This window comes from Chelatococcus sp. GCM10030263, from assembly GCF_042666455.1.
GTDB lineage: Bacteria > Pseudomonadota > Alphaproteobacteria > Rhizobiales > Beijerinckiaceae > Chelatococcus.
In genome coordinates this window covers 353,653-369,343 of the sequence record NZ_JBHTDB010000009.1, presented here as the reverse complement: position 1 = coordinate 369,343, position 15,691 = coordinate 353,653, and the positions used below count along the sequence as shown (strand labels likewise).

Below are 15,691 nucleotides of genomic sequence, written 5' to 3'. Positions count from 1 at the left end.
TCGCGGGCGCCCTCTCATTTTCCAGCATGTCGATTCAGTCAGGCTGCTCGGGACGCATCCAGGCCTTCGGCGACCCAGCCCCACTGGCCACATTCCAAGCCCCATCGGACGATGATCTCGGCGCGCCAGCCGCGGTCGATCGGGTTGTCAGGCTCCCTCGCGGATGCGGCCTCCTGGATCTTCTCCAGGACACAGCAAAGACGCTCTACCTCATCAGACAGGATGTCGTTTTCGTCGCCCTGGTTTTCCGGCAAGCCGGTGTGAGCGAGCATCAGTTCCTTCGCTGCCGCGAAGGCGATGTAGAGGCCGAAGAGCCCCGCCATGCTCACCGAGGTGACATCGACGTGCTCGACTGCCTGCTCGGCGAGATGTCTATTGACCGTTCCTCCGGCGCTCATACGTCCAGCCCGTCTTGCCGATCAGCGTTGAAGATCTGCGCGAGTTTCGCGATGCCCTTGGGGGTCACGAGAGCCCGGTAGACGGTGCGATCGGTTCCGTCGTCGGTCTGGTAGGTGTGAGGCTTGTTCTCCATCAGGCCAGTGTTGATTTTGTCCTGATAGGCGACGTCGTGAGACGAGCCGCTGCGGCGGTACATCCACGAGTTCGCCCGGAGCCAGCGTATCAACCACCGGGGCGCCACCTGCAGAGACTTCGCCGCAACGGTCGGGCAGACGGAGCCGAACGATTCCGAGATGCGCTCCAGAGCTTCCGCCTGGGGCTTCAGCTCGCTGTTCTCGGTCTGCAGCGCGATGACCTTCTCCGAATAGGTTAGGAGTAGCCCACGCATGGCCATAGGGTCGTTCAGAACCTCCATGGGGTCATTGCGCTTCGCGGCCCTTTCCTCCAGCTCCATCCATCGATCGATGATCTTGGCGCGGAGGTCGTCCCTATAGCCGGACGCCACGATGAGGGTGTCACGCTTGTCAAGGTCATAGACTTCGATGGGACGCCCGCGGCCCTCCGGTTCCACCCGGCGCCGATTATTACGACTAACTCGTAAAATCCCGGCATCGATCTGCCGCTCGATCGTCGCGATCAAATCGTTATGGCGCGTCTCCACCAGGTCCGCGATCTCGCGGCTCGACATCGTCAGCGGTTGATTGGCGCCGAACGCCGCTGGAATGATCGAGTGGCTGGTGTTATTTGTATGGACGTTCATCAGTGGCTCCTGTTCAGCCGTTGGTGACGATGTCACCGCCTGCCACGGCGGTGGTGTTCAGAGCAGCGGCGGGGGCTTGGTCGCCAAACTGCACCCCCGTCGCTGCCTTCGAGGCTGAAGCCTCCAAGCCTTTCTCCACAAGCATTCTTACAGCCTCCGCCGTTGTGCCGATGCGGTTGGCGAAGCGGAAGTTTTGGATTCTCTGCACCTCCCCATCGGTCAGCATCACCGCGAACCGCATTCGTCGTCGTTCGTTCATGCACCACCGCCTTTGCAGAGTTTGCCAACTTTGCCAACTTTTCCAGCGTTGCCTTACCGCCCGTGCCGTGTCAAGAAGACTTGGCAAAGTTGCACAAGTTTTCCATGGAGTGGCGCCGATGGCCGATGAACTCAAAGACCAGCGCGTTGTGACAATGATGTCGCCCTCCGATCTGAAAGCGATCGATGACTGGATGTTTGCGCATCGGATCCGGTCGCGGGGCGAGGCGATTCGCCGGCTGTGCTACCTCGGTCTGATTGCCGATCAGGCGTTCCCGGCATTGCTTCGTCTCGCAAACGAGAAAGGCGGTGAGATCACTTCAGCTTTGGACGAGATAACCGATCCGGAAAACGATGATGCCAAAAGAATGAGCGCCCTAGCTAGCTTCCCCAGGAAGGCTGGAGATGCTGTTCTTGACCTCATCAAAGATATTTCTTCGGTTGTTGTGGCTATATCGCCGCTTCACAGGTCGACCCTCGGCACCGAAGAGAGCATAAAAATGCACGAGACGATTCGTAATACTATAGGCAAGCTAGACATCTTCACTCCAGATGGCACCAAAAAGCTCGTTAAACTGCTACGGAACCCAAAAAAAACTTAGTGGTGCCAACTCCCCCGCGATAGCGGCATATCCGACATCATCGACGTGGTCGTCGGGGTTGGCGGCCCCGCCATGCTTCCGCGCCTTCTTCATGAGCGACATCATTTCGGCAGCATCGAACGCGCAAAGCGGCGCGGCCGGTTCGCGCCGGATCTTGAGGTAGGCCGTCCACAGCGCGGCAATGCGCGCGAAACACTCGTGCACGTCGCCGTGCTGTTCGAGACGGTCGCCGTCGACCAGAGTTGTTGCGCTTCCCCCGGTTTTTTGCTCGACGAAGCCGTTTCTATTTTCCGGCGGCGAGCTCGACACGGCGTTGGGCGTTTTCGGGTCATCCAATCATGGCCGGGGCGCTTGCCGACCGGATCGTTTTCCGCAACCCCATACTTATCCCCAAGAAGTCTACCTCCTGAGACCTTCGGTCCTTCCCCATCTGCACGACTCGCCTTCTAATCCCTCTAGGCAGCAAGGCATCTATGAATATATAGGGGCGCTGGGGCTTCACTACGGTTCGCTAAACCGGAAGGAGATCGCCCAATGAATATTCACTCATCGTCGCCCATTACGTCTGACTACAATACACAACTCCGGACTATTACCGCGAAGTGCATTCCAAAGCACGACAAGCTGGACTTTTCACCTTTAAATACCGGTCCGGCACCGATGCTTCAGTGGCTGCCGGTACACATGCTTGTCATCGACGACACATACCAAAGAGCGATGGGAAGCCTTGCGTGGAGGCATATCGTAGAGATTGCCAAGTCCTTCGATTGGTCCAAATTTACTCCGGTGATCGCAGCTCCAGTCGAAGGGGGCTTTTACGCCATCATCGATGGCCAGCATCGAACGACAGCGGCATTTCTTCGAGATATCAAGACTGTACCGTGTCAGGTGGTCCAGGCAGATCGGCATAAGCAAGCGGCTGCATTTGCAGCCATTAACGCGAAGATTACGCGGTTAACGCAAAACACCATATTTCACGCGCAGCTTGAGTCGGGAGATCCTTTCGCGAGACGCGTTCTTGAGGTATGCATAAGAGCCGGCGTGAAGATTCCACGGCACAAGCCGTCCACTCGAGATCTGCCGCCGAACGGAACTGTCGCAATCAGCTCATTGAAGGCAATCGTCGCTGCCTATGGCGACGAGACCGCGATCACAGCTCTCCAGTGCGTAGTGGAAACGGGGAACGGCAACCCAGGCATGCTGAAGGGAGTTCTGATGAGGGCCTTGGCGGAGGTGCTCGCGCAACGGCCGATTTGGCGCGAAGCAGGTGAAGGGCTATTCCGAGCCTTAGACGATATCGATTTCCAAGAACAGATTCATCTCGCAGATCAAGATTCTAAATCAGGGATCGATACTACGCTATCGTCGCTGGTTCGGCGCATCGGGTCTTGGCTGGACGCGCGCGTGGCGACAGCTTTGAGCTGTGAAGCGGGCTAGGAAAACGTCGGGAGGCAGGAGTTCTCCTGGATTCAGCCGTGGTCAACAGCATAACAGCACCGCCGGCGACAATCGTAACTTGCTCATCGTCAGCGACAAATGCCGCGCGGAGGCGGAAGAGGCGCGACCCTGGCCGCCGCCGTAGCCAGCAATTCGTTCCGAGGCAACATACAAGCTGCCCTGTCGAGTCGGTTCAACAAGCCGGTCCACTCGGCATAATGTCGGTCTGTCTCGGGGGAAGAGATGGGCAACAGCGACAGACCTGATCCGCAATTGACACCAGAGCAGGCACGGCGCCGCCGCACAGCCGTTCTCGTGCTCATCGCCGCAGCGCTTGCGGGTGTCGTGTTGGCGCTCGGGGGCAAGCGGACATGGGCTGGTGAGTTCGACCGGCCGCCCATCATCGCGATTGACGGCGATACCCTCGTTGTCGGCGGTGAGCACATCCGTATCATTGGCCTGGACGCGCCTGAGACCTATCAGGCGCATTGCTCGGCCGAATTGCGACTCGGTCAGCGCGCCACAAATTACATGCGCTCCATGGTCCCCGGCGGCATTGACATCCAGCGCACGGACAAACGTGATCGTTACGGCCGCAGCTTGGCGCACGTCTATTTTCACGGTGAGGACGTCGCCGCCATCATGGTTCGCCATGGGCTCGCTGTGCCTTACGTCTGCGGCCGCCACTGTGGCCGACGCATCGACTGGTGCGCCAAGCTCGGCAGGCGACAGAGCTAGCTAAGGCTGTGGCCTTTGGTATCCTCCTGTCGGGGATTGTCCCTGTCTGTCATCGGGGGGAATGACATGACCGGATTGTGCCAGAGCCTGGAGGCTCTGCCGGTTGCTGCATGGGAAGCGGAGATCACCGCCGCAGGTGATGTCGAGGTGTTCATCGTCGTCGAAACCAGCCCCGGACAGTGGCGACGAAACGTCGCTTTGCTCGAGGTCAGCCTGTCGCGCGAACAAGCGCGGGGTCTCGGCGAGGCCTTGGTGAGGCAGGCGGAGGCTTTGCCGCTGGATCCTTCCGACTGATCGGTGTCGCTCACCCCTTCTTACCCACCACCTTCAACCGCATCATCTCGGTTGGCAGGTCCGGCGGTCGCGGCGGTCCATTCAAGTCGATCAGCATCGCGCCACACGGCATGTCGCGGTGCCGACGGCGCTTGCCTGGGACGGCAGGGTCCCGCAGGGGACAGTCCCACGACAGGTACTCCACCAGCTGCCGCAAGCTGATCTCCGGCCCAAACTTGGCGGCGAGGCGGGCGAGCCGGTAGTTGGCTGTCCGGCGGCCGCACAGTTCGCAGCCTAGGCGAACAACGACGAACGGGTAATCGACAAGCCGGTCCATGGCTTCAGCCATCGTGGCCCAGTCGGCCGCGCACATACCCACGTGAGACGAGCCGCTCGGCCGCCGCGAGCCGGAGCTCCCGGTCCGTGAGATCCGCAATCGCATCGCGCACCGCGGCCCTGAGGGCGGCCAAGGCGTCGCCTTCGGCCTGGAGATAGGCCTGGACAACGTCATCGATGGCACTATCGGAAAGGGGTCCGTCATTCATGCCGGCATTTTATCGAGGCAAGCGGCAATGAGAACAAAAAAAGAACGAAATCCCGCGCAAAGTGTGTCGAATGTCACGACGCAAGGGCGAGCTCTCACCAGCCGAGGTGGACCGGCGCTGGCCACATCAGGTGGCGCTGTCAGGCGAGGTCACGCGCAGCCGGTTCGCGGAAATCCGCGAATTTTGCGAGCCCTTGTCGCTCGCCCCGCGCGGCCATCATCTCTACCATGGCGGTCAGTGGTATCACGTCTACTGTTTCGCCGAAGCCGAGCACGCTAAGTTGTTCATGGCGCATTTCGGCGGAGAGCCATTCGACCCGCGCGAGCGAGGCCGGGGATCCCATTGGATGGTGTGGCGGCGAGGCACCGCCGGACGGAAAGGATGAGCCGTGTGCAACCTCTATAGCGTCACGACCAACCAGAAGGCCATGCTGGACCTCGCACGCGCCCTGGTGGACCGCACGGGCAACCTGCCGCCGATGCCCGGCGTCTTTCCCGACTACCTTGCACCGATCGTCCGGACCGGCCCCGAGGGGCGCGAGCTTGCGATGGCCCGATGGGGCATGCCGTCGTCGGCGAAGGCTCAGATGGAAAAAACTGAGCGCCGGGCGGAGAAGCTGAGAGCCAAAGGGCAGACGGTCGATTTCAAAGAGCTGCTCAGGATGGAGCCCGATAAGGGCACCACGAATATCCGCAATGTCAGCAGCAAGCACTGGCAACGTTGGCTTGGACCGGACAACCGCTGCCTCGTACCCTTCACGTCGTTCAGCGAGTTCAATGCCGCGGCCGGCGGCGACATCTGGTTCGCCTTCGACGAGAGCCGCCCGCTCGCCTTCTTTGCCGGCCTGTGGGTCCCGGATTGGACCTGCGTGCGGAAGATCAAGGAGGGCGAGGTCACTTGCGAACTCTACGGCTTCCTCACGACGGAGCCGAACGCGGACGTTGAGCCCATTCATGACAAGGCGATGCCCGTCATCCTGACGACGGAGGAAGAGCGCGAGGTCTGGATGAGGGCGCCGTGGGACGAGGCGAAAGCCTTGCAGCGGCCATTGCCGGACGGTGCCCTGCAGATCGTGACCAGGGGCGTGAAGCAGGATGGCTCCCCGGCTACAGAACTGACAAATCTAGTTGGATAACGTGTTAGGTGCGGCTTGACGCCGCGTCCGCATCAGCTCGGCGCGGCTCACATAATGCGAACCTGGGCACCGACGGGAACGCGGTCGTAGAGTTCGATCACATCCTCGTTCAGCATCCGAATGCATCCGGATGACGCTTCGGTACCGATCGTCCAGGGCTCTGTGGTGCCGTGGATTCTGTAGAGCGTGTCCTTACCGTTGGCGAAAAGATAAAGCGCCCGGGCACCAAGTGGATTGGCCAGCCCCGGTTCTATCCTCTTCGGCAGGCCTGGCGATTCCGCATGCATATCGTCGGTCGGATACCACGCCGGCCACTTGGCCTTCCGCCCGACTTCGGCGCGACCGTGCCAGCTATGGCCGGCACGACCCACGCCGATACTGTAACGACGCGCTTTATGCGGCCCTTCCACGAGGTAGAGGTACTTGTCGGCAGTATCGATGACAATCGAGCCCGGGGCAGCGTCGATGTCCATAGCGAGCGTAACGGCATAGACGTCTCGCTTGAATTTTGTCCTGTCGACCAAGCGTACCGGGTAAGGCTCACCCGCGAAAGCTATCGCCCTAGGATCAACCTGCGCTTTGTCCGGTGCCGAGCAAGAGGGCAGCACTAATACTAGCGAAATGAGTCCGCCGGCGGCAAAGTGCCGCCGGCGGGTTGTGCCGCTCGTCGATGTTACCACTTGACGCGTAGCCCCACCGATCCGCTCAAGGCATAGCTCTCGGTAAAGTTCTTGAGGCTGGTGTTCGCCGCCACCGCGCCGAAGACCGAATACATGTCATTGTTCCAGTTGTACGAACCGCCGAGTTCGAGGCCGCCCCAAAGGCGGTCGCTGCGGTTTTCGAAGTCGACGCCGGACACGTCGACCACAGTCTTGCCCTCGAACTCGTTGTAAAGATTCGCCCTGGCGTACAAGTGCCGGCGTTGGATCTGGCCTTCTGCGCCAACCCAGGATTTCTCGTGGTCCAGCGAGACGCCGAGCCGCCCGAGGAGGCTCTCGCCGTCCTGGAGGGACACGACGGCTCCGAAGACGTCCTGGAATGTGTCGAAATCTACCGACCTATAGGAGATCTGCACCTGAGGGGTAACACTCCAGCCATCGTTGAGATCGATGCGCTTGCCGGTCTCGAGGCTCGCCGCGTAACCGACCGCATCATTGCCGCCGGCGAGGGAACGGCCCGTAAGATCCGAGTTCAGATCACTGGAGAACCAGCTCACCTTGCCCTGCGCATCGACATAAAACCCGGTGTTGCCGTACCAGGTAAGGCTCGCACCCACGCCGTACTGGGTGGCATCGACCCCGCCGTCCCCATAGATCGAGTTTACATCCGCATTGCCGGTCCCGAGATGGACCGAGATGCCCCCGATGAGTGCGCCGAGTTGGTTTTGAACGAGCTGGCCATCGATCCCGGCCTGGAGCTCCCAGGAATTGAGCTGGTATTTCGAGAAGCTCGTAGAAAGGTCAGGGCTGATGTTGCTATGCACGCCCGATATCCGCGCCCAGACACCTTTCCCTGTCGCAACAGATTGGCCCGCCCCGGACCCGTAGTAGCTGGCCTGGTCTTCAGTCAGCTGGCACCGGAAATTGCGGCTTGCGTCCTTGCAGAAGACCGTGTCTTCGACGGGCGCGGGCCCGAGCTGGTTCCAGTACCTGTTCCCCGCCCGCTCCTGCAAGCTGGGCATCCGCATCATGCCGAGAAGCAATTGCGGATAAACCTCATACGCGGGCACGCCAGGCTGATAGAGCGGTAGGCTCGGCACCGGCGGATCGACTGGGTCCGTCGGATCAGGAGGAACCGTTGGGTCGGTTGGGTCGGTTGGGTCGGTCGGCACCAATTGCGAGCGAAGATACCAATCGCTGTCCTGGGGGTCCGATCGGCCATTGTGGAACAAGGTATAGGCGAAGGCGCCCCCAACCACCGCCGACCGGCCGTCGGCCGTCGTGTAGTCGCCGAGCAGGTGGAAGGAGCCCGCGGCGGTCGTCGCGCCATTGATGGCATCGACGACCTTGATGCCGTCCAAGGTCGTCAAGGCACCGGTTCCGCCCACATTCGTCACACTGATCGCTGTGGAGCCGGTGCCGGTCCCGCCGTTGATGACGAGTCGGTCAGAGGCGGACGAATCGTCCCCGAGCACCGTATCGAGTTCGAGCCGACCATTCGCGCCCGTGTAGTTGCCGACGACCGTCAATCGATCGCCAGCGGCCCCGTCGCGCATGGTCACGGTGCCGGCATTCGCCAAGCTTCCCACGACCTGGCGCGCGCCGAAAGCCGAAAGCAGCGACGTGGAGTCGATGGTCACCAAGCCGCCACCGCTGCCGGCGTCGCCCGTGACGAGATCGCTGGCGAGGTTGAAAGACGTGCCCTGGGCGAGATTGACGGTTTCCCACTGGACGAGGTCATCGCCGCCGCTGTGGGTGATCCCGTTCAGGTTCAGCGTGTCGTTGCCCAATCCGCCGTCGATCACGGGGATCGTCGCTAAGGACACGCCGCTGAAGGTCGCCGTATCCGCGTCAGCCCCCATCGCCAGGCTGCCCGTCAGGCTTCCCGCCGTCATGGTGAAGCTATCACTGCCCTCGTTGGTGACCACATCGCCGATGATCGTGCCCTGGGTTACGATGGACATCGCTCCGGCCTGATCGAGAATGGCGATGCCCGACGCCGTGCCGTCCAGGGTGGCACCGGCGGCGACGTTCACGCTTCCCGACGTCGGCATTCCGCCATTGTTGTTCGCGCGAATGGCGGCCGCCTCGCCGGATCCGCCAGTGACGGAGCCGCTGGCCACATTGACGGCGTAAGTGGCGCCGAAGGATGACTCCACATAGACGCCGCTCGAATCCGCGCCGTTGGCCACAACGGTACCGTTGACATTGATGTCGCCGTGCCCGGCGCCAGCATCCACATAGGTTATGCCGTGGGCGTCGGCGCCGTTCGTCTGCAGGAGACCACCGCTGACCGTGACATCCGTCTGAATGGCCCCACCTGCGTTGAAGATGAAGATGCCGTGGGCGCCGTCGCCATTCGTCACCACCTGCATATTCTCAACGGAGACGTTGTTCGCCTCCTTTGTGGGAGAATCGGCAAGACCCCAAATTCCGTAGGCGCCAAGACCACTGGTCGTGATCGTGCCGTTGCTGGCGTTGACGATCGCACGACCGCCGTTGGCCCCATAGACATTGGTTTCGAGCCCAAACGACTGATTGCCGTACGTCGTAATATTGCCCCCGGTCATCGTGATGATGGCGTCGCCGCCACCTTCGGCGAAGGCCATCGCTCCACGGGTCCAGTAGGACTGGGTCGTGATATCGGCGGCCGTCACAACGGTGGAATCGCCGCCGCCCCTCGACCACGTTTGAATCATTCCTCGACCGCCGGAGGTACCGGGGTGGTTGTAATTGACAGCTATCGAGGGGTTCTGCACCAACGTCGAGCCAGCCGCCGCTTCAATATGAGCAGACCCCGCAAACCCGGCTTGAACGGCGGCGCTCAGGGCCAGATGCGATTCGATCCGGCCACCCGCAAAATAGATGCTGCCGTTCCCGTTCTGCGTTATCACCTGAATGCCGACCGCAGTCGGCGTTCCGACGACACCAATCGACGGGGTAGTCGTGATCGAGACGCTTCCCTCAGTTCTGACGGAAGCATTCGCCGTTCCGGTCGGCAGGACGGCAATGCCGTTCCCGGCTGGGGTGGGTGTCTGAACCACCACGCCCGATAAAACCGTTACGTCGTAGCTGGTGTTGGCCGCACCCGAGTATCTGATGCCGGTCGTATAGGGATTACCGGCATCGGGAGCGCCGTCGCCGGCGGTGCCACCGCCTACGCTACCGCATGTCACCGTCGCCGCCGCACCGCATTCGTCATTGGCCCGGGCAGGCAAGCCACTGGCGAGAAGAGCAACCGATCCCGCGATCAGTGGAACGGCTGATGCGTTAACCAAAAGCGCCACCGCATCAAGTGCAGTGGCTCCAAGCAGTACTCTCCGGTACCTAGCTTCGATACTGCCCGCGTATCGTCTCGCCGAACGAGCAATTGAGCTCGTCTCTACTGAACTCGCTTCATAAGTCATACAGCCCCACCCCCAACCACAACTGCTGCTTGATGTCGGCTACAAGAGTCGAATCAAGTTGGCTTTACAGGCCCAATACCGAAGAATGGGACCATACGCCGCATCCGCGCGACAAGGGTTGCTTCTCCGCCAATCCGCCGATTTACCCGAAAATGGCCAATTTTTATCCGGTAGCATGGTACGCAGGTCGCCGTCGGTGACCCTCCGCGCCGGACATGGGCTAGAGCGCCGGTTTAGGGCGGACTCGACGGCCGTTGTTTTGATGAGCAACCAGCGGCAACCATAGCGAAGCTCTAGATCGACGAACGGCTAAACGCACCCTTGGGCCGTGCCCGGAATTGCCGAGGAGACATGCCGGACCAGCGCGAAAAAGCGCGCGTGAAGGCGCTCTGATTGGCATAGCCCAGCAAAGAGGAGATCTCGCCGATCGAATGGTCCTCGCTGCGGAGATAGTGACAAGCTAATTCGAAGCGACATCGTTCCACCAAATCTGCCCAGGTTCCCCCCGCGTCGCTGAGCTTCTTGTTCAGTTCCCGCACGCTGACGTTCAACCGAGCGGCAACAGCTTGGATGGGCGCCGTGCCGTGCTTCAGCAGGCTGCGAATCTCATGTTCGAGCTGAGAAATCAGCAACAGCCGCGATGGTGTATCCGTTGTTTGCCTCAGATACCGGATCAGAATTGCGCCGAGGACTTGGTCCGAATTGGGCTGCCTGCGTTCGGCATCCGCCCGGCTTACCCGCAGCGTCACCTGTTGCCCTTCCGCTCGAACGGAAACGCCGAGCGCCTCCAGGCTGCCGACGGCACTCGCCATGTGAGCCGGCAGCACGACGGCGAATTGGCTCGCCTCAGGAGAAAAGAACCGGAGGAGCTTCAACATATAAACGGCCGACCTCAATCCTGATTGGTAGGTTTCCTCGGCGTTGCTCCAGCAGTAGCTGCAATGCAGCTCGACAACATTTCCTTCCACGGTATAGCTGATATATTTGTAGGAATATAGCCTACTGACGAACGGTTGCAGAGCGTGCCAGCTTTCGAGCAGACTTGGCAGGCTGGTAGCAAGGTACCCAAGAGCACCAGCAATATTGAATGGCTGATCGATCGTGCAAGAAATCCCAAACGATGGATCGCCTGTGTATTGCGCTGCAGCCTCTAGGAGCTGGAGATAGTTGGCTGCTGGCATGAATCCATCGATAACATTTACTTCTTCAATCGACACTCCAAATCTTCCAAACAGTTTTGTTGCCGAATATCCATGTCGTTCTACGGTGCTCGCCACGGACGGAAGCGCAGCGAGATGTACAAATGCAACGGATATCGTTCGAGGTGGCCTCGATAACTCGCGAGTTCGCATCTGTGCCCGACCCAGGTCCCAGATAGAAAGGCTAGCAGCATTTTTACTTGGAGCAACACGAGAACTCTGTCTGCTATAATAGGTTCCACAGAACTTGTGGATTTTTAATCACATGTGGCATGCCTCGCACAGTCCATCGGGGCAAGGGGTGTCGAGGGTTGGCGGGAGCGACAGGAGCTGGACGTCGCTAATAGCCGTTTGTCAAACGACTTGGTCGGCGGCTCTAGTAAGATAATCAGGTCGGATATGCGGGCTCTCAATGCTAGCCGCCGCGCGACGGCGGGTCCGTCGCGCCGGCTTCCTCGCCCAACTGCTTGTGGTGCCGATTTCCTCGGCGGGCCGGGCGGCAGGGTCGAAGGAGGCTCGATGTCCTCGGCTGCGCGGTCGTCGCGCATGCCCTTATAGCGGCGTGGCGCAGTCGGCCGTCGCTTTCGGTCCAGCAGCGATATTCGATCTCGACGACGAGCTCCGGCTGGGTCCAGACGGCGCCGGGCCGCTTTAACCCACGAAAGATCAGTTTTGGGATGCGCAGCCGCTCGAAGCGGGAGCTCGCGCAGATCGCGACCATTGAGATAGGCCAAATCGAAGGCGCAGAGCACGGCGGTCGGCGCGGCACCGCGCACCAGCTCCGCCTGGAGTGCCCCGAAGCTGGCGACGCCCTTCTCGCCTAGCACGCAGGCCTCGCCGTCGATAATGGCCGTCTCGGTGCCGAGCTCGCGAGCAGCCGCGACGATCCGCGGAAAGCGGCCGGTCCAGTCAAAGCCGCCGTACGTGATCACGGTGACGGTCTGTCCTTGGATATGAATAGCGATGCGGTAGCCGTCTCATTTCACCTCATGAAGCCTCGCGACAGCGCGGTGGACCCCGGGCATGGTCTTCGTGGGCGCTCAGGTGCGCTGACGACCGTTAGTGATCATTCGTCGTCCATTGCTGACAGGCCGCCGTCGGTGGCCGATAGCGGGTAGCTTCTGCTTCAGAGTACCGTCAGGGCGAGCTGTGCATCCTTGGCGTCATTCGTCTGGGCTGGCATTCCCCGTCTCTTGCGACCTAGCCGACATGGCTGTTTGAGAGCAGGAAACGGATAGCGGCGCCTTCAGCACGACCTATGGTGGCCATGACAGAGCGCTCAGGAGGACATGTCATGGAACTGAAAAACAGGTCGATCATCGTGACGGGGGCAAGCAGCGGGATCGGCGCCGCTGCGGCTTTGCTCTTTGCTGCCGAGGGGGCCCATGTCGTCCTTGGGGCACGCCGACCGGCTGAGTTGGAAAGCATTGCTGGGCAAATCAATCGGAGTAACGGCAGAGCCCTATATCTTTCCGGCGATGTAAAGGATGAAGGTTATGCCGATGCCCTCGTCGATCTGGCTATGAGAGAGTTCGATGGACTGGACGGCGCTTTCAATAACGCCGGCATGATTGGGGAGATGGCGCCGGTCGCCGATATGGGGATCGGCAATTGGAACGATGTCATTGCGGTCAACCTGACAAGCGCTTTCCTAGCCGCAAAGGCCCAGATACCGGCGTTGAAGAAACAAGGGCAGGGCTCGATCGTCTTTACGTCGTCCTTCGTTGGCTTCAGCAATGGCGGACTGCCAGGGATGGGAGCCTATGCGGCGTCCAAGGCTGGATTGATCGGACTGGCGCAGTCGCTGGCCTCCGACCACGCGGCCGACGGCATCCGCGTTAATGCCCTATTGCCGGGCGGCACTATCACGCCAAGCGGAGGAGAAGGGGATCCTGCCGCTTTAGATTTCGTCGCAAAGTTGCACCCTATGAAGCGGATGGCCAATGCGAAGGAAATTGCGCAAGCGGCTCTTTTTCTCCTTTCCGACCGGTCGAGCTTCATGACGGGAAGCCCGATGATCGTGGATGGCGGGATGTCCGTTCGGCTGACATAGCAGCCGTCGGGCTGAGGCTAAGAGAACGCGACTGCGGTCCTCGAAGGTGTAGCGTCCCGGGAGGATCGCCCCCTTCTTCGCTCGCAAGCGCGCCCGCGGTCGAACGGGAGTACCGCTCATCCATGCCGGAGATCGCTGCAATCACAACCGATCTCACACCACCTCGCGTTGCTGACCTCAGGCCCGGACCATGTCCAGAGCGGTTAACGCGGATCGGTCGGCCACGCCGCTATCGACTTCCCGCCTGAACCTCGCCCCTGCCTCGGCCGCGGTGCGGGATCTGCTCGCGCCCAGCGGCGTGCTGCGGGTTGGCGTCAACATGTCCAACTTCCTGCTGTTCACGGGCCGGACACAGGATGGTGATCCGGTCGGCGTCTCGCCCGACATGGCGGCCGCGTTCGCCGAGCATCTCGGCGTCGGGGTGAAGCTCCTGCCCTACGCTTCGCCTGGCCCTGTCGCGGACGCCGCGTCAGCGGACGAATGGGACATCGCATTGATCCGCGCCGAGCAGCAGCGCGCCGAGGTGGTCGCCTTCACCCCCGCCTATTGCGAGATCGAGGCCACCTATCTCGTTCCGGCCGGCACATCGGCCATTCTAGGCTGGAGGAAGGCACCTATCGCTCGACAGCATGCGGGCCATCGCGTCTGCAATCGCATGGTCGCTGTAGGGTTTCGAGAAGAAGTGGCTTCCCTCAGGAAGGCTGCTCTCTTCGAGGATCGCCTTGCCCGATGCGACAATCAACTTCACGGGTGGCCATCGGTCGCGGATGTAGTGGGACAGCTTGATGCCGTTCATCGCCCCTGACATCTGCACGTCGGTGAACACCAAATCGATGTCGTCTCGCGACTCCAGGATGCGAATTGCCTCATGCGCATCGCGTGCCTCAAGCGCTTCGTAGCCCGCGGACAGCACAAGGTCGACGGCACCCATCCGAATGATCGTGCTGTCTTCGACCACCAGGATGACCGCCTTGCTGTTACGCATTTGTCACTCGGGTTGCCTGGGCGGGTGAGCTCCGTCGGCTCCCGGTTCGCGCTTAGGCGGCATGATCGTTCCTACGTTGCCGGTCGAAAGTCGGCTAGGAGTTCGGAGGCACCCCGATGGCTGATCGTCACTGAAGTGCCGGGATTTGCATCGCTCAGCTGGATTTCGCCCTGAAGGTTCCTGGCGAGCGCTTCGACAATGCTGGTGCCCAGACCCGCCCTAGGGGCATCGCCCCCCGTTGGGATTCCTATGCCGTTGTCAATCACCGAAAGGGTCCAGTCAGTGCCCGTCGAGTTGTAGTCGATCGCGATCGTGCCCGTTGGTTGATCTGAGAAGGCGTGCTTGAGGGAGTTGATCACCAGTTCCGTCACGATAAGTCCCAGGCTCACGGAAACGTCAGCCTCCACTGCGCTGTCATCGACCGTCACCGATATCGAGAGCCGGTCCGGGTCGGCGATCATCGAGGCGCCGAGGCTTTCGCAAAGCTGCTTGAAATAGGTTCGGAGGCCTACATTCCCGCCCTTGGAGGTCGAGAGTTGCTTCTGCAAGGCTGCGATCGACATGACCCGGTGATGCGCGTTTTGCAGGTGGCCACGTGCTTCCTCCGACTGAACTCGACGCGCGCTCTGCATGAGAACGCTCGCAATGATCTGGAGGCTATTTGCAACCCGGTGTTGGACCTCCTGCAGAAGGATGGCCTTTTCGCGGACGAGATCATCTTTCAGCCGGGCTTCGGCGCGCGCGTCGGTTACGTCGGTGACCGCCAGCAGGAGCCGAATGCGATCTTTGTCGCCATCATCGAGAGTACGCGCGGTCACAACCAGGTTCCGCGTTTTCTGGTGCGGCCGCTTGAGATCGATGTCGTAGGCTTCGATCTGAGCACTTCTGGAAGCGGTCGCCTTTAGCAGCGAGGCAAGCTTCGGCATTGCCCATTCACCGTCTCCCAGTTCGCTGAGGTATTTGCCGGGAATCGTCGCCGAATTGATTTCAAAAGCTCGGCAGAAAGATGTGCTTGCCGCGATGACCTTCTGGTCTTCAGATAGAAAAAGCAGCGGCTCGTTCGATAACACGACCACGGCAAGCGTGCTCGCCGCTTCGAAATGCGCTTTCGGTACTTTAGACATGAAATGGCCCTCATGGGCCGAAAACTCGCGAAGCGAGCCAACACTCGGCAGGAACGCCGTCAAACACAGACCCTAAGGCTGACGCTCTGGAACACGTTATCACGTCCGCGCTGGATC

The 15,691-nt window shown here is 60.7% G+C and carries 19 protein-coding genes and 2 pseudogenes; 8 read left to right on the top strand and 13 right to left on the bottom strand.

Going from position 1 to position 15,691, the window contains the following annotated elements; translation table 11 throughout:
- Positions 1-38 precede the first annotated feature (38 nt).
- The 3 genes from ACFQU1_RS20675 to ACFQU1_RS20665 are packed head-to-tail and all read right to left on the bottom strand — an operon-like array spanning position 39 to position 1,418.
- The gene (locus tag ACFQU1_RS20675) at positions 39-398 is read right to left on the bottom strand and encodes a hypothetical protein (RefSeq protein ID WP_378136194.1); all 360 of its coding nucleotides are present in this window, start codon (positions 396-398) and stop codon (positions 39-41) included.
- Entirely contained in the window at positions 395-1,159 is a 765-nt protein-coding gene (locus ACFQU1_RS20670) for a phage antirepressor KilAC domain-containing protein (protein WP_378136192.1), read from the bottom strand. Before ACFQU1_RS20670 ends, ACFQU1_RS20675 begins: the two co-directional genes overlap by 4 nt.
- 13 nt (positions 1,160-1,172) lie before the next feature.
- Positions 1,173-1,418: a hypothetical protein gene (locus tag ACFQU1_RS20665; RefSeq protein ID WP_378136190.1), complete on the bottom strand. Its 246-nt coding sequence runs from the start codon at positions 1,416-1,418 to the stop codon at positions 1,173-1,175.
- 118 nt (positions 1,419-1,536) lie between these two features.
- Here ACFQU1_RS20665 and ACFQU1_RS20660 point away from each other — a divergent pair, with 118 nt between their 5' ends.
- Complete coding sequence (locus ACFQU1_RS20660; protein ID WP_378136188.1) at positions 1,537-2,019, top strand: hypothetical protein; 483 nt, start codon at positions 1,537-1,539, stop codon at positions 2,017-2,019.
- On the opposite strand, the gene ACFQU1_RS20655 is transcribed toward ACFQU1_RS20660, so the two are convergent.
- Positions 1,996-2,355 (bottom strand): DUF6378 domain-containing protein, encoded by a 360-nt coding sequence (locus tag ACFQU1_RS20655; protein WP_378136185.1) that lies wholly within the window; start codon positions 2,353-2,355, stop codon positions 1,996-1,998. The two genes, ACFQU1_RS20660 and ACFQU1_RS20655, sit on opposite strands and share 24 nt — an antisense overlap.
- Positions 2,356-2,553: 198 nt before the next feature.
- On the opposite strand from ACFQU1_RS20655, the gene ACFQU1_RS20650 reads away from it, so the two are divergent.
- The 3 genes from ACFQU1_RS20650 to ACFQU1_RS20640 all read left to right on the top strand — a co-directional run bounded on the left by ACFQU1_RS20650 (position 2,554) and on the right by ACFQU1_RS20640 (position 4,488).
- On the top strand, positions 2,554-3,456 hold the full coding sequence (locus ACFQU1_RS20650; protein WP_378136183.1) for a ParB N-terminal domain-containing protein: 903 nt from the start codon (positions 2,554-2,556) through the stop codon (positions 3,454-3,456).
- A 243-nt stretch (positions 3,457-3,699) separates the two neighbouring features.
- Entirely contained in the window at positions 3,700-4,194 is a 495-nt protein-coding gene (locus ACFQU1_RS20645) for a thermonuclease family protein (RefSeq protein WP_378136181.1), read from the top strand.
- A 66-nt stretch (positions 4,195-4,260) separates the two neighbouring features.
- On the top strand, positions 4,261-4,488 hold the full coding sequence (locus ACFQU1_RS20640) for a hypothetical protein (RefSeq protein ID WP_378136179.1): 228 nt from the start codon (positions 4,261-4,263) through the stop codon (positions 4,486-4,488).
- Between the two features lie 10 nt (positions 4,489-4,498).
- On the opposite strand, the gene ACFQU1_RS20635 is transcribed toward ACFQU1_RS20640, so the two are convergent.
- Together ACFQU1_RS20635 and ACFQU1_RS20630 are read right to left on the bottom strand one after the other, a co-directional pair.
- Entirely contained in the window at positions 4,499-4,816 is a 318-nt protein-coding gene (locus ACFQU1_RS20635; protein ID WP_378136177.1) for a hypothetical protein, read from the bottom strand.
- A complete protein-coding gene (locus ACFQU1_RS20630; RefSeq protein WP_378136175.1) occupies positions 4,809-5,012 on the bottom strand; it encodes a hypothetical protein in 204 nt (67 codons plus the stop codon). Before ACFQU1_RS20630 ends, ACFQU1_RS20635 begins: the two co-directional genes overlap by 8 nt.
- A gap of 70 nt (positions 5,013-5,082) precedes the next feature.
- On the opposite strand from ACFQU1_RS20630, the gene ACFQU1_RS20625 reads away from it, so the two are divergent.
- On the top strand, positions 5,083-5,397 hold the full coding sequence (locus ACFQU1_RS20625; protein WP_378136173.1) for a hypothetical protein: 315 nt from the start codon (positions 5,083-5,085) through the stop codon (positions 5,395-5,397).
- A 3-nt stretch (positions 5,398-5,400) separates the two neighbouring features.
- A complete protein-coding gene (locus tag ACFQU1_RS20620; RefSeq protein WP_378136171.1) occupies positions 5,401-6,147 on the top strand; it encodes an SOS response-associated peptidase in 747 nt (248 codons plus the stop codon).
- Between the two features lie 47 nt (positions 6,148-6,194).
- Here ACFQU1_RS20620 and ACFQU1_RS20615 read toward each other — a convergent pair whose 3' ends face one another.
- The 5 genes and pseudogenes from ACFQU1_RS20615 to ACFQU1_RS20595 form a co-directional block, all read right to left on the bottom strand.
- Complete coding sequence (locus ACFQU1_RS20615; RefSeq protein ID WP_378136169.1) at positions 6,195-6,620, bottom strand: L,D-transpeptidase; 426 nt, start codon at positions 6,618-6,620, stop codon at positions 6,195-6,197.
- A gap of 200 nt (positions 6,621-6,820) precedes the next feature.
- A complete protein-coding gene (locus ACFQU1_RS20610) occupies positions 6,821-10,213 on the bottom strand; it encodes an autotransporter outer membrane beta-barrel domain-containing protein (RefSeq protein ID WP_378136167.1) in 3,393 nt (1,130 codons plus the stop codon).
- Between the two features lie 293 nt (positions 10,214-10,506).
- Positions 10,507-11,565 carry a helix-turn-helix domain-containing protein gene (locus tag ACFQU1_RS20605; RefSeq protein ID WP_378136165.1) on the bottom strand — a complete coding sequence of 353 codons (1,059 nt, stop codon included), beginning with the start codon at positions 11,563-11,565 and terminating at the stop codon, positions 10,507-10,509.
- Positions 11,566-11,827: 262 nt separating this feature from the next.
- A complete protein-coding gene (locus tag ACFQU1_RS20600) occupies positions 11,828-12,133 on the bottom strand; it encodes a hypothetical protein (RefSeq protein WP_378136163.1) in 306 nt (101 codons plus the stop codon).
- Between the two features lie 28 nt (positions 12,134-12,161).
- Positions 12,162-12,344: pseudogene (locus ACFQU1_RS20595) on the bottom strand (hypothetical protein); the annotation flags it as partial.
- Between the two features lie 362 nt (positions 12,345-12,706).
- Here ACFQU1_RS20595 and ACFQU1_RS20590 point away from each other — a divergent pair.
- Together ACFQU1_RS20590 and ACFQU1_RS20585 are read left to right on the top strand one after the other, a co-directional pair.
- A complete protein-coding gene (locus tag ACFQU1_RS20590; protein ID WP_378136161.1) occupies positions 12,707-13,465 on the top strand; it encodes an SDR family oxidoreductase in 759 nt (252 codons plus the stop codon).
- A gap of 190 nt (positions 13,466-13,655) precedes the next feature.
- Positions 13,656-14,090: pseudogene (locus tag ACFQU1_RS20585) on the top strand (transporter substrate-binding domain-containing protein); the annotation flags it as partial.
- Here the strand turns inward: ACFQU1_RS20585 and ACFQU1_RS20580 are convergent.
- Together ACFQU1_RS20580 and ACFQU1_RS20575 are read right to left on the bottom strand one after the other, a co-directional pair.
- Entirely contained in the window at positions 14,061-14,450 is a 390-nt protein-coding gene (locus ACFQU1_RS20580; RefSeq protein WP_378136159.1) for a response regulator, read from the bottom strand. The pseudogene ACFQU1_RS20585 and the gene ACFQU1_RS20580 sit on opposite strands and share 30 nt — an antisense overlap.
- Positions 14,451-14,521: 71 nt before the next feature.
- Positions 14,522-15,574, bottom strand: a complete 1,053-nt coding sequence (locus ACFQU1_RS20575) for a sensor histidine kinase (protein ID WP_378136801.1) — start codon at positions 15,572-15,574, stop codon at positions 14,522-14,524.
- Positions 15,575-15,691: the final 117 nt, after the last annotated feature.

Coding starts and splice junctions, on each gene's coding strand:
- ACFQU1_RS20675 (WP_378136194.1), bottom strand. CDS start 398: ATGAGCGCCGGAGGAACGGTCAATAGACATCTCGCCGAGCAGGCAGTC.
- ACFQU1_RS20670 (WP_378136192.1), bottom strand. CDS start 1,159: ATGAACGTCCATACAAATAACACCAGCCACTCGATCATTCCAGCGGCG.
- ACFQU1_RS20665 (WP_378136190.1), bottom strand. CDS start 1,418: ATGAACGAACGACGACGAATGCGGTTCGCGGTGATGCTGACCGATGGG.
- ACFQU1_RS20660 (WP_378136188.1), top strand. CDS start 1,537: ATGGCCGATGAACTCAAAGACCAGCGCGTTGTGACAATGATGTCGCCC.
- ACFQU1_RS20650 (WP_378136183.1), top strand. CDS start 2,554: ATGAATATTCACTCATCGTCGCCCATTACGTCTGACTACAATACACAA.
- ACFQU1_RS20645 (WP_378136181.1), top strand. CDS start 3,700: ATGGGCAACAGCGACAGACCTGATCCGCAATTGACACCAGAGCAGGCA.
- ACFQU1_RS20640 (WP_378136179.1), top strand. CDS start 4,261: ATGACCGGATTGTGCCAGAGCCTGGAGGCTCTGCCGGTTGCTGCATGG.
- ACFQU1_RS20635 (WP_378136177.1), bottom strand. CDS start 4,816: ATGGCTGAAGCCATGGACCGGCTTGTCGATTACCCGTTCGTCGTTGTT.
- ACFQU1_RS20630 (WP_378136175.1), bottom strand. CDS start 5,012: ATGAATGACGGACCCCTTTCCGATAGTGCCATCGATGACGTTGTCCAG.
- ACFQU1_RS20625 (WP_378136173.1), top strand. CDS start 5,083: ATGTCACGACGCAAGGGCGAGCTCTCACCAGCCGAGGTGGACCGGCGC.
- ACFQU1_RS20615 (WP_378136169.1), bottom strand. CDS start 6,620: ATGGACATCGACGCTGCCCCGGGCTCGATTGTCATCGATACTGCCGAC.
- ACFQU1_RS20610 (WP_378136167.1), bottom strand. CDS start 10,213: ATGACTTATGAAGCGAGTTCAGTAGAGACGAGCTCAATTGCTCGTTCG.
- ACFQU1_RS20605 (WP_378136165.1), bottom strand. CDS start 11,565: ATGCGAACTCGCGAGTTATCGAGGCCACCTCGAACGATATCCGTTGCA.
- ACFQU1_RS20600 (WP_378136163.1), bottom strand. CDS start 12,133: ATGGTCGCGATCTGCGCGAGCTCCCGCTTCGAGCGGCTGCGCATCCCA.
- ACFQU1_RS20590 (WP_378136161.1), top strand. CDS start 12,707: ATGGAACTGAAAAACAGGTCGATCATCGTGACGGGGGCAAGCAGCGGG.
- ACFQU1_RS20580 (WP_378136159.1), bottom strand. CDS start 14,450: ATGCGTAACAGCAAGGCGGTCATCCTGGTGGTCGAAGACAGCACGATC.
- ACFQU1_RS20575 (WP_378136801.1), bottom strand. CDS start 15,574: ATGTCTAAAGTACCGAAAGCGCATTTCGAAGCGGCGAGCACGCTTGCC.